The sequence below is a fragment of the Streptomyces sp. NPDC041135 genome (assembly GCF_055592085.1).
Map to the genome: position 1 here is coordinate 1 of NZ_JBVIYZ010000010.1, position 26,080 is coordinate 26,080.

The following is a 26,080-nucleotide window of genomic DNA, read 5'->3' on the forward strand; positions in this document are numbered from 1 at the left end:
AGGGTAAGGCTCCCAGTAGACGACTGGGTTGATAGGCCAGATATGGAAGCCTGGTAACGGGTGGAGTTGACTGGTACTAATAGGCCGAGGGCTTGACCATTGATGCTCGCGTCCACTGTGTAAGTTCTGAGGCAACGAACGGTTGCCGGCTGAGAGCTGAACACACAAGTGAAGAGTGTGCTTGTTCGCTCGAAACCATTAGGGTTTCGGTGGTCATAGCGTGAGGGAAACGCCCGGTTACATTTCGAACCCGGAAGCTAAGCCTCACAGCGCCGATGGTACTGCAGGGGGGACCCTGTGGGAGAGTAGGACACCGCCGAACAATCTTTGGAAGGACCCCTGGTCCCAGCGTTCAGCTGGGACCAGGGGTCCTTTTGTTTTTACAATGCTTGCGGTACCGAAGACAGGAGTCACCGATGTCCACCAACTCTCCCGAGGACCGACCGGAGCGCGACCAGCGGCGACGGGACAGTGGTGACCGCGGTGACCGTGGTGGCTACCGGGCCGGCCCGCGCCGCGGGAACGACCGCGGTGACCGTCCCGGCTTCCGTGGTGGCGACGACCGCGACCGCGGTCCCCGCCGTGACGGCGACCGGCCCCCGTTCCGCCGTGACGACCGCGACGCCCGTGGCGAGCGCCGCGACGACGACCGCCGCGGACCCCGCCGTGAGGACGACCGCGGCGGCCCGCAGCGGCGCGACGGCGACCAGCGCGGCGGCTACGGCCGCCGTGACGCCGACCGTCCCGCTTACGGCCGCCGCGACGACCGCGGTGGCCCCCGCAGTGGCGGTGGGTACCAGGGCCGTGATGACCGCGGTGGCCCCCGCAGTGGCGGTGGGTACCAGGGCCGTGACGACCGTGGCGGCCCGCGCGCTGCCGGTGGCTACCAGGGCCGCGACGACCGTCGCGACGACCGCGGTGGCTTCCGCCGGGACGACCGCGGCGACCGCGGCGGCTACCAGGGGCGGGACGACCGCCGTGACGACCGCCGTGACGATCGTGGCGGGCGGCCGGCCGGCGGCTTCCGCCGGGACGACCGTCGCGACGACCGCGGCGCGTTCCAGGCGCGGGACGCCCGGCGTGACGACCGTGGCAGCGATCGGCGTGACGACCGTGGCAGCGATCGGCGTGACGACCGTGGTGGCCGGCCGACCGGTGGGTACCAGGGCCGTGACGACAACCGGGGCGGGTTCCGGCGCGACGACCGCCGTGACGACCGCCGTGACGACCGTCGCGACGACCGCGGCGGTTTCCGTGGCCGGGACGACAACCGGGGTGGCTTCCGCGGCGAGCGGAGCGACAGCGGGGACCGCGGTGGCTTCCGCAGTGAGCGGAGCGACGGCGGTGACCGCGGTGGCTTCCGTGGGCGCGACGACCGTGACCGCGGCCCTCGCCGGGACGATCGCGGTGGGCGGCCGACCGGTGGCTTCCGGGGGCGTGACGACCGCCGTGACGACCGTGGCGGCTTCCGGGGACGGGACGACCGGCGCGACGACCGGTCCGGTGGTGGCCGCTTCCGTGACGAGCGGGACCGTGACCGCGAGCCGATCAGGCGGCTGCCGATCCCGGAGGACGTCACCGGCGACGAGATCGACAAGGACGTGCGCCAGGAGCTGCAGAGCCTGCCGAAGACGCTCGCCGAGGACGTCGCCAAGAACCTGGTGATGGTCGCGCGGCTCATCGACGAGGACCCCGAGGGCGCGTACGGCTACGCGAAGGTGGCCCTGCGCCTGGCGTCCAGGGTCGCCGCGGTGCGGGAGGCGGCCGGCTTCGCGGCGTACGCCAACCAGAAGTTCAGCGAGGCGCTCGCCGAGTTCCGGGCCGCGCGGCGGATGACCGGCAACGTGGACCTGTGGCCCGTCATGGCCGACTGCGAGCGCGGCCTGGGCCGGCCGGAGAAGGCGCTGGACATGGCCGGTGCCCCCGAGGTGCACAAGCTGGACAAGGCCGGGCAGGTCGAGATGCGGCTCGTCGCGGCCGGCGCCCGGCGTGACATGGGGCAGCTGGACGCGGCGATCGTGACGCTCCAGAGCCCCGAGCTGGCGTCCAGCTCCGTACAGCCCTGGACCGCGCGCCTGCGGTACGCCTACGCCGACGCGCTGCTGGCCAACGGCCGGGCCGACGAGGCCCGGGAGTGGTTCGCCAAGGCGGTGGAGGGCGACCGGGACGGCAGCACCGACGCGTCCGACCGGCTGGCCGAGCTGGACGGCGTGGAGTTCCTCGACGCGCTGGTGGAGAGCCCGGACGAGGCCGTCGTCGAGGCCGTGGAAGAGGCCCGGGAGGACGCCGTGGCGGACGACGTGCCGGGTGACGTCCCGGTCGAGGACGCCGAGTCGCCGGAGGCCGCCGCCGACGACGTCGGCGACGACGTCACCGACGAGGACGCCCCTGCCGGGGACGCTCCCGTCGAGGGCGGCGACAAGGAGTGACGCGGTACTGAGACAGCGAGGGCGGGCGCCGGTCGGCGCCCGCCCTTCGTCGTGCAGGGAGTGCCGGCCGTGCCGGCGTGTCAGGCGTCGAGGGTCCGCAGGACCAGGCCCGAGGCCGGTTTGGGGCCGAACGACGTGGACTTGCGGGGCATCGTCACGCCCTGGCGGGCCAGGTCGCGGACGACCTCCTCGCGCACCGGGTGCAGCAGCACCGCGGTCCCCGCGTCGCGCTCCGCCTTGGCGACGGTGGCCGGGGTGTCGTGTATGTAGGCGATGTGGGCGGGGGAGTCCTCCGGGACGCGCCACACGTGCTCCAGCAGCGTGGCGTGCAGGACCGTCGCGTCCAGCGAGCGCCAGGCGGGCGGGCGGTCGGCCGGGACCGTACGGGCCAGCAGGCCGGGGTCCGGGCGGTCGACCAGGTGGAAGGCGCCGTCGCCGGCGAGCAGGAAGGCGTTGCCCGCGCCGGTGGCCTGCTCGAGTGCCTTCAGGGCCTCCGGGAGCGGCACGTCGAGGCGCCGGACGCGGAAGAGGCCGTCGAGGGCCGCGACGGCGTCCGCGACCGGCAGGCCGTGCAGCAGGCGGTGGATGGCGCGCACGCGCAACGGGTAGCGGGCCGTGTCGACCAGGAGGACCAGGCCGTAGTCCCAGGGGCTGGGGGAGGGGTGCTCCGCGCGGAGCCGCAGATAGGTGGCCCAGCGGTGGTGGCCGTCGGCGATGAGGGCCTGTTTGCCCGCCAGGTCGGACTGGATGCCGGCGACCTCGGCCGGGTCGGTGACCGACCACAGGCGGTGGTGGAAGCCGTCCTCGGTGGTGGTCGACAGCAGCGGCTCGCGCGCGGCCGTGCGTTCGACGACCGCGGCCGCGCTGCCGTCGCCGCGGTAGGTCAGCAGCAGTGGTTCCAGGTTCGCCCGGGTGGCCCGCATCAGGGCCGCCCGGTCCGCGACCACGGGCGGCATGACGTCCTCGTGCGGCAGCACCACGCCCTCGGCGGGCTCCGAGACGCGCAGCGCGCCGATCACGCCGCGCTGGAGCATCCCGTCGCCGTCGCTCTGCTCGTACACGTACAGCCCGGGCTCGGCGTCGGTGGTGAGCACTCCCTCGGCCTGCCAGCGGCGCAGCGTGTCGGCCGCCTGTCCGGTGCGGGCGCTGGGGGTGCCGGCCTGCGGCAGGATCAGCCGGACGATGTTGTACGGGTCGGCCGACTGGAGGTGGTGCAGGCCGTCGGGGCGGACCACGACGTCGTAGGGCGGGGAGGTGACGGCGGCCAGGCTGCCGACCCGTTCGGGGTCGTAACGGAGGCCGCGGAACGGAGTGAGTTCCAGGCCCCGGCGCGCCATTGCTTCCGAGTGACCTGCAGTGTTCATCCCGGCATCGTACGTGGACCGGCGGCGTGAGGGATGATCGGGGAAACGCGAGTGAACGAGGAGCGATGCGGAATGAGCCAGGCCGTCAGGACGGGTCCGGAAGGCAGCGGACAGCCCCTGAACGAGGCGTACGACACGGCGCTGCTCGATCTCGACGGGGTGGTGTACGCGGGGGGTGAGGCGATCGCGCACGCGGTGGACTCGCTGGCGGCGGCGCGCGACCAGGGCATGCGTCTGGCCTACGTCACCAACAACGCGCTGCGCACGCCGGACGCGGTGGCGGGGCATCTGACGGAGCTGGGGATACCGGCCCGGGCGGCGGACGTCATCACCTCGGCGCAGGCGGTCGCCCGGCTGATCAGCGATCAGCTGCCGCAGGGGGCGCGGGTGCTGGTGATCGGCGGTGAGGGGCTGCGGGTCGCGCTGCGCGAGCGCGGTCTGGAGCCGGTGGAGTCGGCGGACGACGAACCGGCGGCGGTCGTGCAGGGCTACGGCGGGCCGGATCTGCCGTGGGGGAGGTTCGCCGAGGCGTCGTACGCGGTGGCGCGCGGACTGCCGTGGTTCGCGTCCAACACGGACCTGACGATCCCGAGCGGGCGCGGGATCGCGCCGGGCAACGGCGCGGCGGTCGAGGTGGTCCGCATCGCCACCGGGGCCGACCCTCAGGTGGCGGGCAAGCCGCTGCCGCCGATGCACCGGGAGACGATCCTGCGGACCGGGGCGCGGCGGCCGCTGGTGGTCGGGGACCGGCTGGACACCGACATCGAGGGCGCGTTCAACGGCGGCGTCGACTCGCTGCTGGTGCTCACCGGTGTCACCGACGGCCCGCAGCTGCTCGCCGCGCCGCCCCGGCACCGGCCCACCTACGTGGACGCCGACCTGCGCGGGCTGCTCACCGGGCAGCCGGAGGTCGGCCGGGACGGCGACGGGTTCCGCTGCGGGGGATGGACGGCGACGGCCGGGGCCTCCGAGCTGGAGCTGAGCGGTGACGGGGAGGCGCTGGACGGGCTGCGGGCGCTGTGCGCGGCGGCCTGGACGGCGGCCGGTGACGGGTCCTGCGAGCTGGACGGGGGCAAGGCGCTGGCCCGGCTCGGCCTGTGAACCCGTGCCGGACGGCTCACGGATCGGGGCCGCAATCGAGGGTAGGCTAACCTAACCTGCGTGTTGGTCGACAGTCTTCCCGAACAGCGCGCCGGGACCGCCGCCGCGCCCCCGACCCGCCGGGTGGCGCGGGCAGTTGGGCTCCTCGCGTCCCTCGCGGTCCTGGTGCTCGTCGCACTGGCGAGCATCGCGATCGGCGCGAAAGGGCTGTCGCCCGGCCAGGTCTGGCACGGCCTGTTCCACGACTCCGGCACCTACGGCGACGTGGTGGTCGACGAGCGGCTGTCGCGCACCGTCCTCGGACTGCTGGTGGGCGCCGCGCTGGGCCTGTCGGGAGCGGTGCTGCAGGCGCTCACCCGCAATCCGCTGGCCGACCCGGGCCTGCTCGGTATCAACGCGGGCGCCTCGGCCGCCGTCGTCACGGCCATCACCTTCCTCGGCGTCACCAGCCTCAGCGGCTACGTGTGGTTCGCCTTCGGCGGCGCGGCGGCGGTCGGCGCGCTGGTCTGGTTCCTCGGCGGCAGCCGGGAGGCCACACCGGTCCGGCTCGCGCTGGCCGGCACCGCGATCAGCGCGGCGCTGTACGGCTACCTCCAGGCCGTGATGATCATGGATGACGCGGCGCTGGGCCGGATGCGCTTCTGGACCGTCGGCTCCCTGGCCTCGGCGTCCGGCTCGACCATCACGCAGGTGCTGCCGTTCCTGGGCGCCGGCACACTCCTGGCCCTGGCGCTGGCCCGGCCGCTGAACGCGGTGGCGATGGGCGACGACACCGCCCGCGCCCTCGGCGCCCACCTGGGCCGCACCCGGGCCCTGGCCATGCTCGCCGCGACCGTGCTGTGCGGCGCGGCCACCGCCGCCTGCGGCCCGGTCATGTTCGTCGGCCTGATGGTGCCGCACGCGGTGCGCTCGTTCACCGGCCCCGACCTGCGCTGGATCCTGCCGTACGCGACCGTCCTGTCGCCGGTGCTGCTGCTCGGCGCCGACGTCGTCGGCCGGGTCGTCGTGCGTCCCTCGGAACTCCAGGTCGGCGTCGTCACCGCGCTCATCGGCGGGCCGGTCTTCATCCTTCTCGTACGACGGCGCAGGACGGCCCAGCTGTGAAGACCCGATACCGATCCACCAGCCGTGCCCTGCGCACCCCCGGTGGGCTCTCGCTGCGCCTGGACGTCCGCGCGGTGACCGTCGTGGCGCTGCTGCTGGCCGCCGCGCTGGCCGCGAGCGTCGCCCTGATCGGCACCGGGGACGCCAGGATCCCGCCGGCCGACGTGCTGCGGACGCTCGCCGGGGACGGCAGCCCCTACCAGGAGTTCATCGTCCGCGAACTGCGGCTGCCGCGGGTCCTGGTCGGCCTGCTGGTCGGCGCCTCCCTGGGCCTCGGCGGCGCGCTGTTCCAGTCCGTCTCCCGCAACCCGCTGGGCAGCCCGGACGTGCTGGGCCTGTCGCAGGGCTCCACGGCGGGCGCGCTGGTGGTCATCGTCCTGATGTCCGGCAGCGCCACGCAGGTCACCCTCGGCGCACTGGCCGGCGGTCTGCTGACCGGCGCCGCCATCTATCTGCTCGCCTGGCGGCAGGGCGTGCACGGGTACCGGCTGGTGCTGGTCGGCATCGGGGTCTCCGCCGTCGTCACGGCCGTCAACGGCTATCTGCTCACCCAGGCCGACATCGTCGACGCGGCGCGTGCGGTGGTGTGGATGACCGGCTCCCTGGGCGGCCGGGACTGGGAGCAGGTGTGGCCGCTGCTCGCGCTGTGCGCGGTGCTGGTCCCGCTGGTCCTCGCCAACGCCCGCGCCCTGCGGACGGCCGAGATGGGCGACGACGTGGCCAACGCCCTCGGGGTGCGCGTGGAGCGGGTGCGGCTGCTGCTGACGGTGTGCGCGGTGCTGCTGACCGCGGCCGCCACCGCCGCGGCGGGACCCGTCAGTTTCGTCGCGCTGACCGCGCCGCAGCTCGCCCGGCGGCTGACCCGCTCCCCGGGACCCAATCTGGTGCCCTCCCTGTGCATGGGCGCCACCCTGCTGGTCGCCGCCGACTGGGCCTCCCAGCGGGCCTTCGGCGCCGACCAGCTGCCCGTGGGCGTGGTCACCGGCGTCCTGGGCGGCGGCTATCTGCTGTGGCTGCTGGTCACCGAGCGCAGGGCGGGCCGCGTATGACCGCCACCGGCACCGACGCACACCCTCAGGAGACTGGGAGCACTGTGAGCACTCTGAGCACCGCGAGCACGGGGAACCGGCTGTCCGCCGAGAACGTGACCCTCGCCTACGACCGGCGCGTCATCGCCGAGCAGCTGTCGGTGCGCATCCCCGACAACTCCTTCACGGTGATCGTCGGCCCCAACGCGTGCGGCAAGTCGACGCTGCTGCGGGCGCTGTCGCGGATGCTCCGGCCGAGCGAGGGCCGGGTGCTGCTCGACGGGCAGGTCATCCAGTCGATGCCGGCGAAGAAGGTCGCCCGGACGCTGGGCCTGCTGCCGCAGTCCTCGATCGCGCCCGACGGGATCACCGTCGCCGACCTCGTCGGCCGCGGCCGCTACCCGCACCAGGGCCTGCTGCGCCAGTGGTCGGCCGAGGACGAGCGGGTGGTGCGGGAGTCCATGGCGCGCACGGGCGTCGCCGAACTCGGCGAGCGGTACGTGGACGAGCTGTCCGGCGGGCAGCGCCAGCGCGTGTGGATCGCCATGGCGCTGGCCCAGCAGACCCCGCTGCTGCTGCTGGACGAGCCGACCACGTTCCTGGACATCCAGCACCAGATCGACGTCCTCGACCTGTGCGCCGAGCTGCACGAGACCGAGGGCCGCACGCTGGTCGCGGTGCTGCACGACCTCAACCACGCCGCCCGGTACGCCACCCACCTCGTCGCGCTGCGCGAGGGCCGGGTGATCGCCGAGGGGGCGCCCGGCGAGATCGTGACGGCCGCGCTGGTGGAGGAGGTCTTCGGGCTGCGCTGCCAGGTCATCGACGACCCGGAGACCGGAACCCCGCTCGTGGTGCCGGCGGCGCGCAGGGCACGGAGCGGGAACCCGGCCGCCGCCCCGCGGACCCCGTGACCCACGGGCGGCCGCGGGCCGGGGCCGTGCGCTCAGAGCAGCTTCCTGAGCCGGAACAGGTCCAGCAGGCTCGCCTCCAGCCGCACGCGCCCCGAGCCCCAGGCGGTCGCGAAGTTCAGCTCGCCGCCGACCAGGGCGAGCAGGTCGTCGCCGGCCATGGCGAGCCTGATCTGGGCCCTCTCCCGGGGCGCTCCCGGCAGCACGTCGTCGATCTGGAGGCGGCCGCCGGTCAGCCGTCCCTCGAAGGTGACGTCGAGGTCGGTGATGTGGCAGCTCACCGAGCGGTCCAGGGCCGCCGCCGCGCGGGTGTCGCCCTCGGCGCCCTGCATGTTGTCCGAGAGCTTCCCCAGTGCCCGGCGGCACTCCTCGATCGTGGCCATCGCGCACGACGGTACCCCAGCGGTTCGCGGTAGCGTCTGGGCATGAGCGAGTCCGAGTCCGTGTCCCAGCCCGAGCCGCCGCCCGAGCCCGTGCCCGGTCCGGCGCCCGCGCTCGGGGCCGTACCGGAGGCCGTACCGGAGGAGGCCGCCGGGGCGTACGATCCCGCCGCTGCGGCCCCGCTGGACGTCCCCCGCGACCCCACCGGCCACGCCGAGGTCGACGCGGGGCTGGCCCGGCTGGCCGATGCCGACCACCTCGCCACCGACGGACACCTCGAGGTGTACGAGGATGTGCACAGGGGGCTGCGCGACGCGCTCACCGCGCTGGACGCCCGCCCGGGACCTCCGGCGCCCCCGACGCCCTATGCGAGCAGGAGCTGAACCGAACGTGGCAGGAGTCGCACGCCGTCGTCTGGACGCGGAGCTGGTCCGCCGGAAGCTGGCGCGCTCGCGCGAGCACGCCGGCCAGCTGATCGCCGCCGGCCGGGTCAGCGTCGGCAGGACCGTCGCGACCAAGCCGGCCACGCAGGTGGAGACGGCGGCGCCGATCGTGGTGGCGGCCGACGACAACGACCCCGAGTACGTCTCGCGCGGCGGCCACAAGCTGGCCGGCGCGCTGGCGGCCTTCGTACCGCAGGGACTCGCCGTCGAGGGCCGCCGGGCGCTCGACGCCGGCGCGTCCACCGGCGGCTTCACCGACGTCCTGCTGCGCGCGGGCGCCGCGCACGTCGTCGCCGTGGACGTCGGATACGGCCAACTCGCCTGGTCCCTGCGCAGCGATGAACGCGTCACCGTCAAGGACCGTACGAACGTACGGGAGTTGACGCTGGAAGCGATCGATGGGGAGCCTGTGGACCTTGTCGTGGGCGATCTGTCCTTCATCCCGCTGGGGCTGGTGCTGCCGGCCCTGAAGCGGTGCGTGAGGCCGGACGCCGACCTGGTGATGATGGTCAAGCCGCAGTTCGAGGTGGGCCGGGAACGGCTGGGCAGCGGGGGAGTCGTCCGCAGTCCGCAGCTGCGGGCCGAGGCCGTGCGGGCGGTGGCCGGCCGGGCCTGGGAGCTGGGGCTCGGGGTGCGCGGGGTCACCGCGAGCCCGCTGCCCGGACCGTCGGGCAATGTCGAGTACTTTCTGTGGCTGCGGGCCGGAGCACCCGAGCTGGACCCGGCCGACGTAGACCGTGCAGTGGCGGAGGGGCCGCGTTGACACAGAACCGAGCGCGTACTGTTTTCCTGCTCGCCCACACCGGCCGGCCGGCCGCGATCCGCAGCGCCGAGCTGGTGGTCAAGGGCCTGCAGCGGTCGGGCATCAAGGTCCGGGTGCTGGAGGAGGAGGCCCGCGACCTGCCGCTGCCCGCCGACGTCCAGCTCATCAAGGAGGCCACCCCGCAGTGCCTCGACGGCTGTGAGCTGCTCATCGTGCTGGGCGGCGACGGCACGCTGCTGCGCGGCGCCGAGTTCGCCCGCGCCTCCGGTGTGCCGATGCTCGGTGTCAACCTCGGGCGGGTCGGCTTCCTCGCCGAGGCCGAGCGCGACGACCTCGACAAGGTCGTCGACCGGGTGGTGAACCGGGCCTACGACGTCGAGGAGCGCATGACGGTCGACGTCGTCGTGCACCGCAACGGTGACATCGTGCACACCGACTGGGCGCTGAACGAGGCGGCCGTGCAGAAGGCCGGCGCGGAGAAGCTGCTGGAGGTCGTGCTCGAGATCGACGGGCGGCCGGTGACCGGGTTCGGCTGCGACGGCATCGTCCTGTCGACGCCCACCGGATCGACCGCCTACGCCTTCTCGGCCGGCGGGCCGGTGGTCTGGCCCGAGGTCGAGGCGCTGCTGATGGTGCCGATCTCCGCGCACGCCCTGTTCGCGAAGCCGCTGGTCACGTCGCCGGAGTCGGTGCTCGCCGTGGAGGTGCTGCCGCACATCCCGCCGGGCGTGCTGTGGTGCGACGGGCGGCGGACCGTGGAGCTGCCGCCCGGGGCCCGGGTGGAGGTCCGGCGGGGCGCGGTGCCCGTGCGGCTGGCCCGGCTGCACCACGCCTCCTTCACGGACCGCCTGGTCGCGAAGTTCGCCCTGCCGGTCTCCGGATGGCGCGGCGCACCGAACTGAGCCGCCGCCGGGACCACCCGCCGGAGTGGTGACACCGGCGGCCCGTGTGCACTCCCCGCCCCGGACCTCGTATGGTCTGTTCCGTGCTGGAGGAGATGCGGATACGGTCGCTCGGGGTCATCGACGATGCCGTCGTCGAGTTGTCGCCGGGGTTCACCGCCGTCACCGGTGAGACGGGTGCGGGCAAGACCATGGTGGTCACCAGTCTGGGGCTGCTGCTGGGCGGGCGCGCGGACCCGGCGCTGGTGCGGATCGGGGCCGGCAAGGCGGTCGTGGAGGGGCGGATCGCCGTGCCTCCCGGGGCCGCCGCGGTGGTGCGCGCCGAGGAGGCCGGGGCCGAGCTGGACGACGGGGCGCTGCTGATCAGCCGTACCGTCTCCGCCGAGGGCCGCTCACGGGCCCACCTGGGCGGGCGCAGCGTGCCCGTGGGGCTGCTCGCCGAGCTGGCCGACGACCTGGTGGCCGTGCACGGCCAGACCGACCAGCAGGGTTTGCTGAAGCTGTCCCGGCAGCGCCAGGCGCTGGACCGGTACGCCGGGGAGGCGGTCGCCGGGCCGCTGGCCAAGTACGCCGGGGCCTACCGGCGGCTGCGCGCGGTCTCGGCCGAGCTGGCGGAGATCACCACGCGCGCGCGTGAGCGGGCCCAGGAAGCCGACCTGCTGCGCTACGGGCTCGACGAGATCGCGGCCGTGGAGCCGCGCGCCGGGGAGGACGTGGAGCTGGCCGAGGAGGCCGAGCGGCTCGGGCACGCGGAAGCGCTGTCGTCGGCCGCGACCGCCGCGCACGCCGCCCTCGCGGGCAACCCCGAGGACCCCGAGAGCATCGACGCCTCCACCCTCGTCGCGGGCGCGCACCGGGCCCTGGAGACCGTACGGGCCCACGACCCGGCGCTGGCCGCGCTGGCCGACCGGATCGGCGAGGTCGCCATCCTGCTGGGCGACGTGGCCGGGGAACTGGCCGGATACGCCGACGACCTGGACGCCGATCCGCTGCGGCTGGCCGCCGTGGAGGAGCGCCGGGCGGCGCTGACGGCCCTCACCCGCAAGTACGGCGACGACGTCGACGCCGTCCTCGCCTGGGCCGAGCACAGCGCCGCGCGGCTGACCGAACTCGACGGCGACGACGAGCGGGTCGACGAGCTGACCGCCGAACGGGACGCGCTCCGCGCCGAACTGGGCGGGTTGGCGCAGGCGTTGACACGGGCGCGGACGGATGCCGCCGAACGGTTCGCGGCCGCGGTGACCGCCGAGCTGGCCTCGCTCGCCATGCCGCACGCGCGCGTGTCCTTCGAGCTGCGGCAGACCGAGGACCCGGAGGGCGTCGAGATCGACGGGCGTACGGTCGCCTACGGGCCGTCCGGCGTGGACGAGGTCGAGCTGCTGCTCGCCCCGCACCCGGGCGCCCCGGCGCGGCCGATCGCCAAGGGCGCGTCCGGGGGTGAGCTGTCGCGCGTGATGCTGGCCGTGGAGGTGGTGTTCGCGGGCACCGACCCCGTACCGACCTACCTCTTCGACGAGGTCGACGCCGGTGTCGGCGGCAAGGCCGCGGTCGAGATCGGACGGCGGCTCGCGCGGCTGGCGAAGACCGCCCAGGTGGTGGTCGTCACCCACCTCCCGCAGGTCGCCGCGTTCGCCGACCGGCAGCTGCTGGTCGAGAAGACGAACGACGGCTCCGTCACCCGCTCCGGTGTGAAGGTCCTCGAGGGCGAGGAGCGCATCCGCGAGCTGTCCCGGATGCTGGCCGGGCAGGAGGACTCCGAGACGGCCCGGGCCCACGCGGAGGAACTGCTGGCCACGGCCCGCGCGGACCTGTAGCACCGGCGCGTGCGCCCGGGGGGACTCGGCAGGCGCCCGGGAGCGGCGGCGCTCGGCGCGGCCGCGGGGCGCCACCGGGGCAGCGGGCGCGCGGCCGGTGGCGTACGCCGCCGCGGCGTCGGCCGCCGCCGGTCACGGCCACCGGAGAGCGCGCGGACCCGCCCGCCGACCCCGCGCAACTCCCTGACCAGCCCGCTCCCGCCATCGCCCGCCCGGCCGGACCAGGCCCTTGTTCACCCCTGTGGGTGAACGCGCTCCGGCGCGTTGCCCCCGCCCGCCGCGCTTGCGCCTCCCCGGGTTTCCCGGAACGTCCGTCGCTCCTGGCATCCTTGGCGGCGACCGCGGTCCGCGGGAGGCGCACGCGGACATCCCCCCCCGCCCGGTACCTCCGGTACGTTTCCCCGTGACCGCCGTCGCCGCCGTCCACGTCGAACCAGGAGCCCCGGCCACGTGAGCCACCTCAGCCCGCCGAGCAGCACCGCGCCGCACGCCGGCCAGGCGCCGCTGCGCACCGTGCAGGTGCTGGGCGGCGGCAACGCCGGCAGCAGCGGGCACGTGCGGTCGCTGGCCGCGGGGCTCGTCGCGCGGGGCGTGCGGGTGACGGTGTGCGCCCCCGCAGAGGCTGAGCGCGTCTACGACTTCACCGGCGCCGGGGCCCGGCACGCCGCCGTGCCGCGCAGCAGCGACCCCGCCTCCGTGGCCGCGCTCCGGGCGGCCTGCGCCGACGCCGACCTGGTCCACGCGCACGGCCTGCACGCCTCCTTCCGCGCCGTGCTCGCGCTCGGCGGGCGCCCCACCCCGCTCGTCGTCACCTGGCACGACCGCGCCCGTGCGGAGGGCGCCCGGGCGCATCTGCTGCGGCTGCTGGAGCGGCGGGTGGTGCGGACGGCCACGGTGGTCCTCGCCACCACCGCCGACCTGGTGGACCGGGCGCGCCGGACGGGCGCGCGGGACGCGCGGCTGGTCCCCGTCACACTGCCCGGGCGGCCGCCCCGGCCCGCCGAGCCGGACGACCCCGACCGGCTGCGGCCCAAGGTCAGGGCCGAACTCGGCTGCACCGGACGCCCGTTGCTCATCGCCGTCGGCTCCCTGGACCGCCACCGCGGCTACGACGTCCTGCTGGACGCGGCGGCCGCCTGGCGCGACCTGCACCCCGCTCCGCTGCTCGTCGTCGCGGGGGAGGGGCCGCTGCGCCCGGTGCTGCAACGGCGGATCGAGGACGAGGAACTGCCGGTACGGCTCATCGGGCGCCGCGAGGACGTCACCGAACTGCTCGCCGCCGCCGATCTGGCGGTGCTGCCCAGCAGTTGGGAGTCCCGGTCGGTCCTCGCCCAGGAGGCCCTGCACGCGGGCGTGCCGCTGGTCGCGACCGCCGTGGGCGGCATCCCCGACCTGGTCGGCGACGCCGCCGAACTCGTCCCCTACGGCGACCCGCGGGCCCTGGCCGCCGCCGTCCTCGGGCTGCTGGCCGACCCCGGGCGCCGGGAGCTGCTGCGGGACCGGGGGACGCGGCAGGCGGCGACCTGGCCCACGGAGGACGAGACCGTCGCCCAGGTCCTCAGCGTCTACGACGAACTGACCCAGCCCCGCCCGCTCTAGAACCGGTCCCCTACGGCGTGTGCCGGCGGGCGCGCAGGGCCAGGCTCAGGGCCAGGACCGTCTGCGGGTCGTCGAGGTCGGTGCCGAGCAGCTCGCCGATGCGGGCCAGGCGGTTGTACAGGGTCTGGCGGTTGAGGTGCAGCTCGCGGGCGGTCTCCGCCTTGCGTCCCGCGTGCGCCAGATAGGTCTCCAGCGTGGGCAGCAGCGGCGGCCTGGCGCGCAGGTCGTGCTCGCGCAGCGGCCCGATCGCGCGGTCCACGAAGGCCGCCAGGTCCGGGTGGTCGCGCAGCCGCCACAGCAGCAGGTCGATGTCGAGGCGGCGGGCGTCGTACCAGGGGCGGTCGGTGAGGCCCTGCGCCGCCGTCGCCGTCTCCGCCGCGTGCCGCAGCCCCGCCGACGCGGCCGCCCAGCCGCCCGCCACCCCGACCACCACCACCGGCGGCTGGGCGCCGGGCCGCTGCATCCCGGCCCGCTCCACGCCCGCCCGCAGCGCCGCCGCGACCCGGTCGGCGACCGCCGGGCGCTCCGGCTCCGAGCGCAGCCCGAGCAGCAGCGGCACCCGGCCCTCCACCGGCCGCACCCCCAGCAGCACCGGCACCCCCACCGCGGTCAGCTCCTCGGCGACCGCGCGGGCCAGGACCGCCCAGCCCCCGCCGGCCGGTGACAGGGAGTCGCCGACCCGCATGACCACGGGCAGCAGCGGGCCGGCGCCGGGCTTGAAGCCCAGGACGCGGGCCTGCGCGGGCGCGTCCTCGGCGGTGATGCGGCCCTCGGCGAGGTCGGTGAGGAAGTCGCCGCGCCCGCGTGCCGCCAGCTCCTCCTCCTGGCGGGCCTGCATCAGCACCACGGCCAGGATGCCGGCGGCCCGCTCGGCGGCGATGCGGTGCACCGGCGCGAGGGGCGCCCGGACGGGCAGCAGCACCAGCCGGGCCCGTACCGCGCCCGTGCCCGGCCCGCCGCCGGGGACGTCCACCAGGACCGAGCCGGCCGGTGGCGGGGCGTCCTTGTGCGGGCCGCGCAGCCCCTCCCAGACCTGGAGCGGGTCCGCGCCCTCGGGTCCGGCGCCCGCCGCGTACAGCAGCTGCCCGTCGGTGGTCTCCAGGAAGACGGGGTTGCCGCTGAAGCCGGCCAGGATGCCCAGCACCTGGGGCACCCCGCCGCCGCCCAGCAGCGCCTCGGTGCAGCGGCGGTGCACCTCCTCGGCGCGCTGGAGCAGGGCGTAGTGGCCGTTGACGATCTCGGTGTGGATCTCCTCGGTCACCGTGACGAACGGCACCTCGCGGTGCAGCTGGACCAGGGGGAGTCCGGCGGTGCGGGCGGTGTCGACCAGGGCCGCGGGCAGCCGGGCGAAGCGCGGGCCCAGCTCCACCACCAGGGCGGCGATGCCGCGCTCGGCGAGGGTGCGCACGAACGCCCGCTGCTCGGCCGGCCGGGTGCCGAACCCGTAGCCGGTGGTCAGCAGCAGTTCGCCGCCCTTGAGCAGGGAGGCGATGTTCGGCACCTCGCCCGCGTGCACCCAGCGGACGGTGCGCCCCAGCCGGTCCGCCCCCGCGAGCACCTCGGGCAGGCCGCTGCGCAGCCCCGGCAGCTCCAGTGCCCGCTGAACCGTGATCCCGGCGCCCTGGGTGGCGAGTCTGCTGTCCGTACCGCTGTCCATAGCCGGACGCTACCCGTGCGCGGGCCGCGCCGACATCTCCGGGCCGGCGGCCGCCCGGGACGGGGCACCCGGGACAGGGGCACCGAAGCGGTGGGGCGGCCGGATCGTCGGCCGCCCCGCCCCCGTGCCGCCGTCAGCCGCCGTAGGCACCCGACGCCGTCAGCCGCAGTGCGGTGTCGATGAGCGGCACGTGGCTGAAGGCCTGCGGGAAGTTGCCGACCTGGCGCTTCAGCCGCGGGTCCCACTCCTCGGCGAGCAGACCGAGGTCGTTGCGCAGGGCGAGGAGCTTCTCGAACAGCTTGCGGGCCTCGTCCACCCGGCCGATCATCGCCAGGTCGTCGGCCATCCAGAACGAGCAGGCCAGGAACGCCCCCTCGTCGCCGGGCAGGCCGTCGACGCCCTCGCTCTGCCCCTCGGTGGGGTAGCGCAGGATGAAGCCGTCCGTCGTGGACAGCTCCCGCTGGATGGCCTCGATGGTGCCGATGACCCGCTTGTCGTCGGGCGGCAGGAAGCCCATCTGCGGGATCAGCAGCAGCGAGGCGTCCAGCTCCCTGGAGCCGTAGGACTGGGTGAAGGTGTTGCGCTCCTTGTCGTAGCCCTTCTCGCAGACGTCCCGGTGGATGTCGTCGCGCAGCTCGCGCCAGCGCTCCAGCGGGCCGTCCGCGTCACCGGACTCGATCAGCTTGATGGTGCGGTCCACCGCGACCCACGCCATGACCTTGGAGTGCACGAAGTGGCGGCGCGGTCCGCGCACCTCCCAGATGCCCTCGTCCGGCTCGTCCCAGTGGTCCTCCAGGTAGCGGATGAGCTTGAGCTGGAGGAGCGAGGCGTAGTCGTTGCGGGCGAGACCGGTCATGTGGGCCAGGTGCAGGGCCTCGGTGACCTCGCCGTAGACGTCGAGCTGGAGCTGGTGCGCGGCGCCGTTGCCGACCCGCACCGGGGCCGAGCACTCGTAGCCCGGCAGCCAGTCCAGCTCGGCCTCGCCCAGCTCGCGCTCGCCCGCGATGCCGTACATGATCTGCAGGTTCTCGGGGTCGCCGGCGACCGCCCGCAGCAGCCACTCGCGCCAGGCGCGGGCCTCCTCGCGGTAGCCGGTGCGCAGCAGCGACGACAGGGTGATCGCGGCGTCGCGCAGCCAGGTGTAGCGGTAGTCCCAGTTGCGGACGCCGCCGACGTCCTCGGGCAGGGAGGTGGTGGGGGCGGCGACGATGCCGCCGGTCGGGGCGTACGTCAGCGCCTTGAGGGTGATCAGCGAGCGGATCACCGCCTCGCGGTAGGGACCGTGGTACGTACAGTGCTCGACCCACTCGCGCCAGAAGTCCTCCGTCGCCTCCAGCGACTGCTCGGGCTCCGGCAGCGGCGGCGGCTCCTTGTGCGAGGGCTGCCAGGAGATCGTGAACGCGATCCGGTCACCGGGGGCGACCGTGAAGTCGGCGTACGTCGTCAGTGACTTCCCGTAGGTCTCGACCTCCGTGTCGAACCACACGGAGTCCGGTCCGGCGACCGCCACGGTCCGGCCCTCGTGCTTGTGCACCCAGGGCACGATGCGGCCGTAGGAGAAGCGCATGCGCAGCGCCGAGCGCATCGGCACCCGGCCGGTGACGCCCTCGACGATCCGGATCAGCTGGGGGGCGCCGTCACGCGGGGGCATGAAATCGGTCACGCGGACCGTGCCCCGCGGGGTGTCCCACTCCGATTCCAGGACCAGCGAGTCGCCCCGGTAGGTCCGCCGGGCCGCCGTGGGGGGCGGCGAGTCGGCCGCGTGGGCCGGCCCGAGCCGCCAGAAGCCGTGCTCCTCGGTGCCCAGCAGACCGGCGAAGATGGCATGCGAGTCGAAGCGGGGCAGGCACAGCCAGTCCACCGTGCCGTCCCGGCAGACCAGTGCGGCGGTCTGCATGTCTCCGATGAGTGCGTAGTCTTCGATGCGCCCGGCCACGTGCAACTCCAGTCGAACGGCCACGTCACCCCCACGAACAGGGGGCAGTCGCTGATGCGGTCAAGGGGTGGTTGTTGTGTGTCGTTGAGCGGTGAAGCAAAGCAGCCCGCCGAGCCCTGAGGCAATACGGCAGTCCTTGCTCAACGAACTGCCGCGCTCTCGTTGTTCCGGTGTTCACAGGCGGGGGTGTGCCGTCAGGTCCGGCCGGGCTCGGCAGCAGAGTGTCCGAGCAGGATACGACGCACGTACATGATGTGCGTGCCGGTCCGGGCAACCCGTGTGGGCCGAACGAGTGAGCACCGGGTGAGGGCCGCGTGTCCGGTGCGCGTACGTGTCGGTGCGGGCGCGGAGCGTGGCCGGAAGCCATCTCCCGTCGGCGCTGATACCCTGGTAGCCCGTGGACCGGTGGGCGAGAAACCCCCGAACCGCAGCGACGGCACCCCCGGCGACATCCGGGCCGGCAGCCGCACCGCACCCCAGACCGAGACCACGGGAGCCCCCTCTTGGCCATGCCGCCCGCTGCTTTCCGAAACAGCAAAGCCACGACGACCAAGCACATCTTCGTCACCGGGGGTGTCGCCTCCTCTCTCGGCAAGGGCCTCACCGCCTCCAGCCTGGGCATGCTGCTCAAAGCCCGGGGCCTGCGCGTGGTGATGCAGAAGCTCGATCCGTACCTCAACGTCGATCCGGGCACGATGAACCCCTTCCAGCACGGTGAGGTGTTCGTCACCAACGACGGTGCCGAAACCGACCTGGACATCGGACACTACGAGCGCTTCCTAGACCGAGACCTGGATGGCTCCGCCAATGTCACTACAGGACAGGTCTACTCGACCGTGATCGCCAAGGAGCGGCGCGGCGAGTACCTGGGTGACACCGTGCAGGTCATCCCGCACATCACCAACGAGATCAAGCACCGCATCCGGCGCATGGCCACCGACGAGGTGGACGTGGTGATCACCGAGGTCGGCGGCACGGTCGGCGACATCGAGTCGCTGCCGTTCCTGGAGACCGTCCGCCAGGTCCGCCACGAGGTCGGCCGGGACAACGTCTTCGTGGTGCACATCTCCCTGCTGCCGTACATCGGTCCCTCGGGCGAGCTGAAGACCAAGCCGACCCAGCACTCGGTGGCCGCGCTGCGCAACATCGGCATCCAGCCCGACGCGATCGTGCTGCGCTGCGACCGCGAGGTGCCCACCGCCATCAAGCGCAAGATCTCGCTGATGTGCGACGTCGACGAGGCCGCGGTCGTGGCCTGCCCCGACGCCCGCTCGATCTACGACATCCCCAAGACCGTGCACGGCGAGGGCCTGGACGCCTACGTCGTGCGCAAGCTGGACCTGCCGTTCCGCGACGTGGACTGGACGACCTGGGACGACCTGCTGGACCGCGTCCACAACCCCGACCACGAGATCACCCTGGCCCTGGTCGGCAAGTACATCGACCTGCCCGACGCCTACCTGTCGGTCACCGAGGCCCTGCGCGCCGGCGGGTTCGCCAACCGGGCCCGCGTGAAGATCAAGTGGGTCACCTCCGACGACTGCAAGACCCCGGCCGGCGCCAGGGCGCAGCTGGAGGACGTCGACGGCATCTGCATCCCGGGCGGCTTCGGCGACCGCGGCGTGCTCGGCAAGGTCGGCGCCATCCGCTACGCCCGGGAGAACCGCGTCCCGCTGCTCGGCCTCTGTCTGGGCCTTCAGTGCATCGTGATCGAGGCCGCGCGCGGCCTGGCCGGCATCGCGGACGCCAACTCCACCGAGTTCGACCCGGCCACCGCGCACCCGGTGATCTCCACCATGGCCGAGCAGCTGGACATCGTCGCCGGTGAGGGCGACATGGGCGGCACCATGCGGCTGGGCATGTACCCGGCGAAGCTGGCCGAGGGCTCGATCGTGCGCGAGGTGTACGACGGCAAGGAGTACATCGAGGAGCGGCACCGCCACCGCTACGAGGTGAACAACGCCTACCGCGCCGAGCTGGAGAAGACGGCCGGCATCGTCTTCTCGGGCACCTCGCCGGACGGCAAGCTCGTGGAGTACGTGGAGTACCCCCGCGAGGTCCACCCCTACCTGGTCGCCACGCAGGCGCACCCCGAGCTGCGCTCGCGGCCGACCCGGCCCCACCCGCTGTTCGCGGGCCTGGTCAAGGCGTCCGTGGAGCGCAAGCTGGCCCAGCGGGCGGACGAGCCGCAGGCGGACGCCGCCGGGCAGCCCGCCCCGTGAGACACCGGTTGTACGGTGGCCGGGGTGCCCGCCGCGAGGGCGGGTGCCCCGGTTCCCCCGGCGGCGACCGGGGGGTTCGGCAGGCGTACGGGCGCGTGGGAGGACAGGCATGACGATCAGGGACACCCCCGAGGCGTGGGAGGTGCGGGCCAGCCGGACCCCCTTCACCGGGAACAAGACCGCCGTGCGCACCGACGACGTGGTCATGCCGGGGGGCGCCGTCGTCCACCGCGACTACCAGGTGCACCCCGGCTCGGTCGCCGTGCTCGCACTCGACGCCGAGGACCGGGTGCTGCTGATCAAGCAGTACCGCCACCCGGTGCGGCACCGGCTGTGGGAGATCCCGGCCGGCCTGCTGGACGTGCCCGGCGAGAACCCGCTGCACGCCGCGCAGCGCGAGCTGTACGAGGAGGCGCACGTCAAGGCCGAGGACTGGCGGGTGCTGACCGACGTCTACACCACCCCCGGCGGCTGCGACGAGGCGGTGCGGATCTTCCTCGCCCGCGAGCTGTCCGAGGCCGAGGGCGAGCGCTTCGAGGTCGAGGACGAAGAGGCCGACATGGAGCACGCGCGCGTGCCGGCCGACGAGCTGGTCCGCCGGGTGCTCGCCGGCGACGTGCACAACAACTGCCTGGTCGTCGGCGTCCTGTCACTGGTCGCCGCCCGCGCCGGGGACGGCCTCGACGCGCTGCGCCCGGCCCACGCGCCCTGGCCGGCCCGCCCCTTCGAGGCCTGAGTCCCTCCCTTCGAGGGCCGAGTGCCGCCTCTTCGAGGCCTGTGCCCCGGTCCGCCGGGGCATGCGGCCCGGCCCGTTCGACCCAGCAGTGTGACCATCGCCTGATCCGATCGGGGGATGCGCCCGCCGTGCTCCACCGGGACGTAGCAGAGCGTGAACTAGGCTCTGAAAACGCCCCGACCGGAAGATCCGGCGGGCTCGCGCGTGCGGTGGGACGGGAGTGTGGCCCGTGACGGACCAGGCGGTGGACACAGACGGCGTACGGCAGTCGGCGTACCCGGCCATGGACGACCGGTTCCTGGGCCGCACACGGGAGCTGAAGGAGCTGCGCGCCGACATCCAGCGCGCCGGCCTGGACACCCTCTCCGGCCGCAAGGCCCCCCGCGCGCGCGTGCTGCTGATCGCGGGCCGCCCCGGCTCCGGCCGCACCGCCCTCGCCCGGGAACTCGTCCGCCAGGTCGCCGGCCGCTACCCCGACGGACTGCTGCGCGCCCGGCTGAGCGAGCCCGACGGCACACCGGTGCCGGTGGCGCACACCGCGCGCGAGCTGCTGGGCGCCCTGGAGCTGCCCGCCCCGGCCGGCGCCGCCGAGGACGACCTGACCGCGGCGCTGCGCACGGCGCTGGCCGGCCGGCGGGTGCTGCTCCTGCTGGACGACGCGGCCGGCGCCGAGCAGGTCGACGCCCTGCTGCCGGACAGCCCGGACTGCCTGGCCGTCGTCGTCTCCGGCGGCCCGCTCACCGGCATCGCCGACGTCCGCCCCTGCACGCTGGGCGGCCTCGACACCAAGTCGGCGGTGGAACTGCTCACCCGCTACACGGGCTCGGTGCGCATCACCGTCGACCCCCGGGCCGCCGAGAGCCTGGCCGAGATCTGCCAGGGCCATCCCGCCACGCTCACCCTGGCCGGCGGCTGGCTCGCCGCCCACCCCAAGTCGGCCGTCTCCGACCTGGCCAAGCGCCTGCACGCCGACACCGACGACGCCACCCCGCTGGCCCGCGCCCTCCGCCTCGTCTACGACGAGCTGCCCGGCCCGGCCGCCCGCACCCTGCGGCTGCTCTCGCTGGCCCCGGCCGGCCTCGTCGACCCGCACACCGCCTCCGCCCTCGCCGGCTGCTCCCTCGGCGGCGCCCGCGCCACCCTGGACGACTTCGTGCGCCTGGGCCTGCTGCACCCGCTGGACACCCCGCTGCCCCAGTACCAGGTCCCCGGCTGCCTGCACGGCCTGCTGCGCTCGCTCGCCGAGAGCCAGGACCGGCCGGGGGAGCTGCAACTGGCCCGGGCCCGGATGCTGGAGCGGATCGTGCGGCTGCTGCAGTCCTGCCGGGCCATCACCGAGACGGACAGCGCGCAGGCCCGCGACAGGCTCCAGGCCATGCCGCGCGAGCTGCGCTTCCCCACGCCCCGGGCGGCCGAGGACTGGCTGCGCGGCAGACGGCCCGCGCTGCTGTCCGCCGCCCGCATCGCCGTCGCCGACGGGGAGCTGGACACCCTCGCCAGACGGCTGATGTCGCAGCTGGTCAAGGCGATGGCGGCGCACTTCGGCACCCAGGCCGCCGCCCCGGACCTGTACGACATCCACGGTCTGGTGCTCGGTGTCGCCGGGCGCCGCGGGCTGCACCGGGAGCGGGCCGCCGCCCTGCTGAACCTGGGCGACCTGGACGCGCAGACCGGCCGCACCGGGGACGCGCTGGTCCGCTACCGGGCCGCGCTGGACGCCGGACGCGAGGCCGACGACCCGTACGCGACCGGCCGCGCGATGGAATCCGTAGGCGGTACCTACCTGGCGCTGGGGGACTACGACCGGGCCGCCGACTGGTTCGGCCGCGCCCTCGCCCAGCGGCTGGCCCGGGGCGAGCGCGCGGACGCCGCCCGGGTGTACGGCCGCATCGGCACCGCGCACACCTACGCCGGGCGGTACGGCGAGGCGCTGCGCAACTGGCGGGCCGCCGTCGCCGGGCACCGCAGGGACGGCGATGTCGGCGCCCACGCACGGGCGTTGAGCGAACTGGCCCGGGTCCAGGAGTACGCGGGGCGGCCGGAGGAATCGCTGCGCACCTGCCACGAGGCGGTGGAGTGGGCGCGGCGTGCGGAGGACGTGCGGTTGCAGGCCGCGCTGCACCTGCGGCTGGCCGACACGCTGGAGCGGCTGGGGGACCCGGCGGCCGCCCGACTGCACCGCGGAACGGCGGAGCGCATGCTGGACGAAGAGGCCCCGGACGGAGAAGCAAGCCTGGAACACGGAGCTAACGCCTGCGAAATCCGCAGTGCTTCTGGAGAAGATTGATGCAATGAAAGGCTAGACAGTCGGAACGCCTTCATTAGACTGGCTCTGCCGCACGTTCTCCTGCGGTGTCTCCCGGTGTGCCCTGCATGCCTGGGTATGTCATGCGACGCACCCCCCCATACCCCCTGAGCCAAGGACCGTGATCGACGTGAAGGTCGGCATCCCCCGCGAGGTCAAGAACAACGAGTTCCGGGTGGCCATCACCCCCGCCGGTGTGCACGAGCTGGTGCGCAACGGCCACCAGGTCGTCATCGAGCGGGGCGCCGGCCTCGGTTCCTCGATCACGGACGCGGAGTACGTCTCCGCCGGTGCGCAGATCCTGGAGACGGCCGACGAGGTCTGGGCCGCCGCCGACCTGCTGCTGAAGGTCAAGGAGCCCATCGCCGAGGAGTACCACCGCCTCCGCAAGGACCAGACCCTCTTCACCTACCTGCACCTGGCCGCCTCCAAGGAGTGCACGGACGCCCTGCTGGAGTCCGGCACCACGGCCATCGCCTACGAGACCGTCGAGCTGCCGGGCCGCGCGCTGCCGCTGCTCGCCCCGATGTCCGAGGTCGCGGGCCGGCTGGCCCCGCAGGTCGGCGCCTATCACCTGATGCGCGCGGCCGGCGGCCGCGGCGTGCTGCCCGGCGGCGTCCCGGGCGTGACCCCGGCCAAGGCCGTGGTCATCGGCGGCGGCGTCTCCGGCTGGAACGCCACCCAGATCGCCGTCGGCATGGGCTTCGACGTGACCCTGCTCGACCGCGACATCAACAAGCTGCGCGAGGCCGACCGGATCTTCGGCACGAAGGTCAAGGCGATCATGTCCAACTCCTTCGAGCTGGAGAAGGCCGTCCTCGACGCAGACCTCGTCATCGGCGCGGTCCTCATCCCCGGCGCCAAGGCCCCCAAGCTCGTCACCAACGAGCTGGTGTCGCGCATGAAGCCGGGAAGTGTGCTTGTCGACATCGCGATCGACCAGGGCGGCTGCTTCGAGGACTCCCGCCCCACCACGCACGCCGAGCCGACCTTCCAGGTCCACAACTCGGTCTTCTACTGCGTGGCCAACATGCCCGGCGCGGTGCCCAACACCTCCACCAACGCCCTCACCAACGCCACGCTGCCCTACATCGTGTCGCTGGCCAACAACGGCTGGGTCGAGGCGCTGCGCCGCGACGCCGCGCTCGCCAAGGGCCTCAACACCCATGACGGCAAGGTCGTCTACCGCGAGGTCGCTCAGGCGCACGGCCTGGAGCACCTGGAGCTGGAAGCCCTCCTCGGCTGACCCTCCCGACGGGCGCCTCCGGCAGCCACGCCGATCCGCCGCGCGGCCAAGTCGCCGTCGGGCAAAAGGCGATTCGTCAACACAGGTCGTCAACCCCGCGCGCCCGGCCGGACCTTGCCCGACAAGGTCCGGCCGGATGTGTGTATGGTCACTTTGCGGCTCTCGGTCAACTCGCCTCGAACGTAACCCTTCGACCGATTCGCACACCGGTGAAACCTGCCGTGCGACGGCCGTACGCCCTTGACAGCGGGATGTTTCATTGCCGACACATCCGGCCGGGTCCGGCGGATTGTGTTGCTGCGGACCGCCGACACGCCATAGAGTCGCCAACCGTCGGCATGGTGCCACGCCGACCTGTCTAGAAGTTTCCTGGTCCCCAAGGAGGTAAGACGACTTGTGAATGAGTCGACATTTTCTCCCGGGGGTGGTCAACCAGGAACGCCTGTACGGGGTCAGGGCCCCGAAGGGTTCGAGGCTGTCGGCTCCGTCGCGGTGCGCACCTTCGCAGCCCACCAGAGTCACCGGACCCCGGGGATGACTCAGCCAGGACACCAGAGCATGGATGGCCATCACGTGAACGCCATGGCCGGCGACGGAAGTGGCGCCCCCCACAACCACATCGCCGACTACGACGACCTGCCCGAGGGGCACTTCTACGACCCCGACGCCGAGTACGAGCCGGATCCCGAGTACGCGGCCACGCTCGCGCCCGACGCGGCCAGACAGCGCCGCGAGCGCGTCGGCCCGACCGGACGCCCGCTGCCGTACTTCCCGATCCCGGGCCCGCTGACCGACCACGGCCCCGCGAAGATCATCGCGATGTGCAACCAGAAGGGCGGCGTCGGCAAGACGACGTCGACCATCAACCTGGGTGCCGCGCTCGCGGAGTACGGCCGGCGCGTGCTGCTCGTGGACTTCGACCCGCAGGGCGCGCTGTCGGTCGGTCTCGGCGTCAACCCCATGGAGCTGGACCTCACCGTCTACAACCTGCTCATGGAGCGGGGCATGTCGGCGGACGAGGTCCTGCTGAAGACGGCGGTCCCCAACATGGACCTGCTGCCCTCCAACATCGACCTGTCGGCCGCCGAGGTGCAGCTGGTCTCCGAGGTCGCGCGCGAGTCGACGCTCCAGCGCGCGCTGAAGCCGCTGCTGCCCGACTACGACTACATCGTGATCGACTGCCAGCCCTCGCTCGGCCTGCTCACGGTCAACGCGCTGACGGCCGCGCACAAGGTGATCGTGCCGCTGGAGTGCGAGTTCTTCGCGCTGCGCGGTGTGGCCCTGCTGACCGAGACCATCGAGAAGGTCCAGGAGCGGCTCAACCCCGAACTGGAGCTGGACGGCATCCTGGCCACGATGTACGACTCGCGCACCGTGCACAGCCGCGAGGTGCTCGCGCGGGTCGTCGAGGCGTTCGACGACCACGTCTACCACACGGTCATCGGGCGCACGGTCCGCTTCCCGGAGACCACGGTCGCCGGTGAGCCGATCACCACGTACGCCTCCAACTCCGTCGGCGCCGCCGCCTACCGCCAGCTCGCCAGGGAGGTGCTCGCCCGGTGTCACGCCGAGTGAGTCTGCCCGGGGCCGACGAACTGTTCCGTACGACCGGGGGCACGGCGCTGACGTCGTCGACCCCCCGCCGCCAGGCGGGCGGCGACGCCCGGGTGCCGGCCCCCGCGGGCGAGAGCGACGCGGTGGCCGCCACGGCGGACGACGGACCGCAGTCGGTGCCCGCGCCGAACGGCGAGGGCGCGGAGCACGGCGCGACGGCCGAGGTGGAGCCCGGCGAGTCCGGAGAGTCCCGCAGCCGCTCCGGCGCCGCGGAGCGCTCCGCCCGGGGCGCGGCACCGCAGGAGGGTGCCGCCGCCTCGTCCGCCGCGCAGTCCCGCAAGCGGGGCCGCGCGGCCGCCCGGCGGCCCAGCGGGCGGGAGCGGCACGACGAGAAGATCACGGTCTACGTCTCCGCCGAGGAGCTGATGGACCTCGAGCACGCCCGCCTCGTGCTGCGCGGCGAGCACGGCCTGGCCGTCGACCGCGGCCGCATCGTCCGCGAGGCGGTCGCCGTGGTCCTGGCCGACCTGGAGTCCCGCGGGGACGCGAGCATCCTGGTACGGCGGCTGCGCGGACGCTAGAGGT

General features: G+C 73.9%; 20 protein-coding genes and 2 rRNA genes. 18 read left to right on the forward strand and 4 right to left on the reverse strand.

From position 1 onward, the window contains the following. From ACZ6CZ_RS22715 to ACZ6CZ_RS22725, 3 genes are all read left to right on the forward strand, one after another. Window positions 1–100: ribosomal RNA gene (locus ACZ6CZ_RS22715) — 23S ribosomal RNA — on the forward strand; the annotation flags it as partial. A 105-nt stretch (window positions 101–205) separates the two neighbouring features. After that, window positions 206–322: ribosomal RNA gene (gene rrf, locus ACZ6CZ_RS22720) — 5S ribosomal RNA — on the forward strand. A 1,279-nt stretch (window positions 323–1,601) separates the two neighbouring features. Then, window positions 1,602–2,429, forward strand: a complete 828-nt coding sequence (locus ACZ6CZ_RS22725; RefSeq protein WP_469024646.1) for a tetratricopeptide repeat protein — start codon at window positions 1,602–1,604, stop codon at window positions 2,427–2,429. A gap of 80 nt (window positions 2,430–2,509) precedes the next feature. Here ACZ6CZ_RS22725 and ACZ6CZ_RS22730 read toward each other — a convergent pair whose 3' ends face one another. Continuing rightward, window positions 2,510–3,793 carry a DUF1015 domain-containing protein gene (locus tag ACZ6CZ_RS22730; protein ID WP_469024037.1) on the reverse strand — a complete coding sequence of 428 codons (1,284 nt, stop codon included), beginning with the start codon at window positions 3,791–3,793 and terminating at the stop codon, window positions 2,510–2,512. A 72-nt stretch (window positions 3,794–3,865) separates the two neighbouring features. Here ACZ6CZ_RS22730 and ACZ6CZ_RS22735 point away from each other — a divergent pair, with 72 nt between their 5' ends. The 4 genes from ACZ6CZ_RS22735 to ACZ6CZ_RS22750 are packed head-to-tail and all read left to right on the forward strand — an operon-like array spanning window position 3,866 to window position 7,940. After that, window positions 3,866–4,894: an HAD-IIA family hydrolase gene (locus ACZ6CZ_RS22735; RefSeq protein WP_469024041.1), complete on the forward strand. Its 1,029-nt coding sequence runs from the start codon at window positions 3,866–3,868 to the stop codon at window positions 4,892–4,894. A 60-nt stretch (window positions 4,895–4,954) separates the two neighbouring features. Beyond that, entirely contained in the window at window positions 4,955–5,998 is a 1,044-nt protein-coding gene (locus ACZ6CZ_RS22740) for a FecCD family ABC transporter permease (protein ID WP_469024044.1), read from the forward strand. After that, window positions 5,995–7,047: a FecCD family ABC transporter permease gene (locus tag ACZ6CZ_RS22745; RefSeq protein ID WP_469024046.1), complete on the forward strand. Its 1,053-nt coding sequence runs from the start codon at window positions 5,995–5,997 to the stop codon at window positions 7,045–7,047. The genes ACZ6CZ_RS22740 and ACZ6CZ_RS22745 overlap by 4 nt, the downstream gene beginning before the upstream one ends. Next, window positions 7,044–7,940, forward strand: coding sequence for an ABC transporter ATP-binding protein (locus ACZ6CZ_RS22750; protein ID WP_469024049.1), 897 nt, complete (start codon window positions 7,044–7,046; stop codon window positions 7,938–7,940). Before ACZ6CZ_RS22745 ends, ACZ6CZ_RS22750 begins: the two co-directional genes overlap by 4 nt. 32 nt (window positions 7,941–7,972) lie before the next feature. Here the strand turns inward: ACZ6CZ_RS22750 and ACZ6CZ_RS22755 are convergent, their stop codons facing one another. Further along, window positions 7,973–8,320: a sterol-binding protein gene (locus ACZ6CZ_RS22755; protein WP_469024051.1), complete on the reverse strand. Its 348-nt coding sequence runs from the start codon at window positions 8,318–8,320 to the stop codon at window positions 7,973–7,975. A gap of 42 nt (window positions 8,321–8,362) precedes the next feature. On the opposite strand from ACZ6CZ_RS22755, the gene ACZ6CZ_RS22760 reads away from it, so the two are divergent. The 5 genes from ACZ6CZ_RS22760 to ACZ6CZ_RS22780 all read left to right on the forward strand — a co-directional run bounded on the left by ACZ6CZ_RS22760 (window position 8,363) and on the right by ACZ6CZ_RS22780 (window position 13,839). Continuing rightward, a complete protein-coding gene (locus ACZ6CZ_RS22760; RefSeq protein ID WP_469024054.1) occupies window positions 8,363–8,701 on the forward strand; it encodes a hypothetical protein in 339 nt (112 codons plus the stop codon). Window positions 8,702–8,708: 7 nt separating this feature from the next. Then, entirely contained in the window at window positions 8,709–9,524 is an 816-nt protein-coding gene (locus ACZ6CZ_RS22765; protein WP_469024056.1) for a TlyA family RNA methyltransferase, read from the forward strand. Beyond that, entirely contained in the window at window positions 9,521–10,426 is a 906-nt protein-coding gene (locus ACZ6CZ_RS22770; protein WP_469024059.1) for an NAD kinase, read from the forward strand. The genes ACZ6CZ_RS22765 and ACZ6CZ_RS22770 overlap by 4 nt, the downstream gene beginning before the upstream one ends. 71 nt (window positions 10,427–10,497) lie before the next feature. Beyond that, complete coding sequence (gene recN, locus ACZ6CZ_RS22775) at window positions 10,498–12,240, forward strand: DNA repair protein RecN (protein ID WP_469024062.1); 1,743 nt, start codon at window positions 10,498–10,500, stop codon at window positions 12,238–12,240. A 450-nt stretch (window positions 12,241–12,690) separates the two neighbouring features. Then, window positions 12,691–13,839, forward strand: coding sequence for a glycosyltransferase family 4 protein (locus ACZ6CZ_RS22780; protein ID WP_469024065.1), 1,149 nt, complete (start codon window positions 12,691–12,693; stop codon window positions 13,837–13,839). A 10-nt stretch (window positions 13,840–13,849) separates the two neighbouring features. On the opposite strand, the gene ACZ6CZ_RS22785 is transcribed toward ACZ6CZ_RS22780, so the two are convergent. Next, window positions 13,850–15,496 carry a PucR family transcriptional regulator gene (locus ACZ6CZ_RS22785; RefSeq protein ID WP_469024068.1) on the reverse strand — a complete coding sequence of 549 codons (1,647 nt, stop codon included), beginning with the start codon at window positions 15,494–15,496 and terminating at the stop codon, window positions 13,850–13,852. Between the two features lie 133 nt (window positions 15,497–15,629). Continuing rightward, on the reverse strand, window positions 15,630–17,432 hold the full coding sequence (locus ACZ6CZ_RS22790; RefSeq protein WP_469024648.1) for a glycoside hydrolase family 15 protein: 1,803 nt from the start codon (window positions 17,430–17,432) through the stop codon (window positions 15,630–15,632). A gap of 509 nt (window positions 17,433–17,941) precedes the next feature. Between ACZ6CZ_RS22790 and ACZ6CZ_RS22795 the strand changes: the two genes are divergently transcribed. The 6 genes from ACZ6CZ_RS22795 (at window position 17,942) to ACZ6CZ_RS22820 (ending at window position 26,076) form a co-directional block, all read left to right on the forward strand. Next, window positions 17,942–19,654, forward strand: coding sequence for a CTP synthase (locus ACZ6CZ_RS22795; protein WP_469024071.1), 1,713 nt, complete (start codon window positions 17,942–17,944; stop codon window positions 19,652–19,654). Between the two features lie 109 nt (window positions 19,655–19,763). Next, on the forward strand, window positions 19,764–20,390 hold the full coding sequence (locus ACZ6CZ_RS22800) for an NUDIX domain-containing protein (RefSeq protein WP_469024073.1): 627 nt from the start codon (window positions 19,764–19,766) through the stop codon (window positions 20,388–20,390). 229 nt (window positions 20,391–20,619) lie between these two features. Next, window positions 20,620–22,677, forward strand: a complete 2,058-nt coding sequence (locus ACZ6CZ_RS22805) for a tetratricopeptide repeat protein (RefSeq protein WP_469024075.1) — start codon at window positions 20,620–20,622, stop codon at window positions 22,675–22,677. A 139-nt stretch (window positions 22,678–22,816) separates the two neighbouring features. Next, window positions 22,817–23,941, forward strand: a complete 1,125-nt coding sequence (gene ald / locus ACZ6CZ_RS22810) for an alanine dehydrogenase (RefSeq protein WP_469024078.1) — start codon at window positions 22,817–22,819, stop codon at window positions 23,939–23,941. Between the two features lie 396 nt (window positions 23,942–24,337). After that, on the forward strand, window positions 24,338–25,516 hold the full coding sequence (locus ACZ6CZ_RS22815; RefSeq protein ID WP_469024081.1) for a ParA family protein: 1,179 nt from the start codon (window positions 24,338–24,340) through the stop codon (window positions 25,514–25,516). After that, the gene (locus tag ACZ6CZ_RS22820; RefSeq protein ID WP_469024084.1) at window positions 25,501–26,076 is read left to right on the forward strand and encodes a hypothetical protein; all 576 of its coding nucleotides are present in this window, start codon (window positions 25,501–25,503) and stop codon (window positions 26,074–26,076) included. The genes ACZ6CZ_RS22815 and ACZ6CZ_RS22820 overlap by 16 nt, the downstream gene beginning before the upstream one ends. Window positions 26,077–26,080 lie beyond the last annotated feature (4 nt).

What these genes read in the sequence shown, in the direction of transcription:
- ACZ6CZ_RS22730 (WP_469024037.1), bottom strand. Translation starts at nt 3,793, where the DNA reads ATGAACACTGCAGGTCACTCGGAAGCAATGGCGCGCCGGGGCCTGGAA.
- ACZ6CZ_RS22735 (WP_469024041.1), top strand. Translation starts at nt 3,866, where the DNA reads ATGAGCCAGGCCGTCAGGACGGGTCCGGAAGGCAGCGGACAGCCCCTG.
- ACZ6CZ_RS22750 (WP_469024049.1), top strand. Translation starts at nt 7,044, where the DNA reads ATGACCGCCACCGGCACCGACGCACACCCTCAGGAGACTGGGAGCACT.
- ACZ6CZ_RS22755 (WP_469024051.1), bottom strand. Translation starts at nt 8,320, where the DNA reads ATGGCCACGATCGAGGAGTGCCGCCGGGCACTGGGGAAGCTCTCGGAC.
- ACZ6CZ_RS22760 (WP_469024054.1), top strand. Translation starts at nt 8,363, where the DNA reads ATGAGCGAGTCCGAGTCCGTGTCCCAGCCCGAGCCGCCGCCCGAGCCC.
- recN (WP_469024062.1), top strand. Translation starts at nt 10,498, where the DNA reads ATGGTCTGTTCCGTGCTGGAGGAGATGCGGATACGGTCGCTCGGGGTC.
- ACZ6CZ_RS22785 (WP_469024068.1), bottom strand. Translation starts at nt 15,496, where the DNA reads ATGGACAGCGGTACGGACAGCAGACTCGCCACCCAGGGCGCCGGGATC.
- ACZ6CZ_RS22795 (WP_469024071.1), top strand. Translation starts at nt 17,942, where the DNA reads ATGCCGCCCGCTGCTTTCCGAAACAGCAAAGCCACGACGACCAAGCAC.
- ACZ6CZ_RS22800 (WP_469024073.1), top strand. Translation starts at nt 19,764, where the DNA reads ATGACGATCAGGGACACCCCCGAGGCGTGGGAGGTGCGGGCCAGCCGG.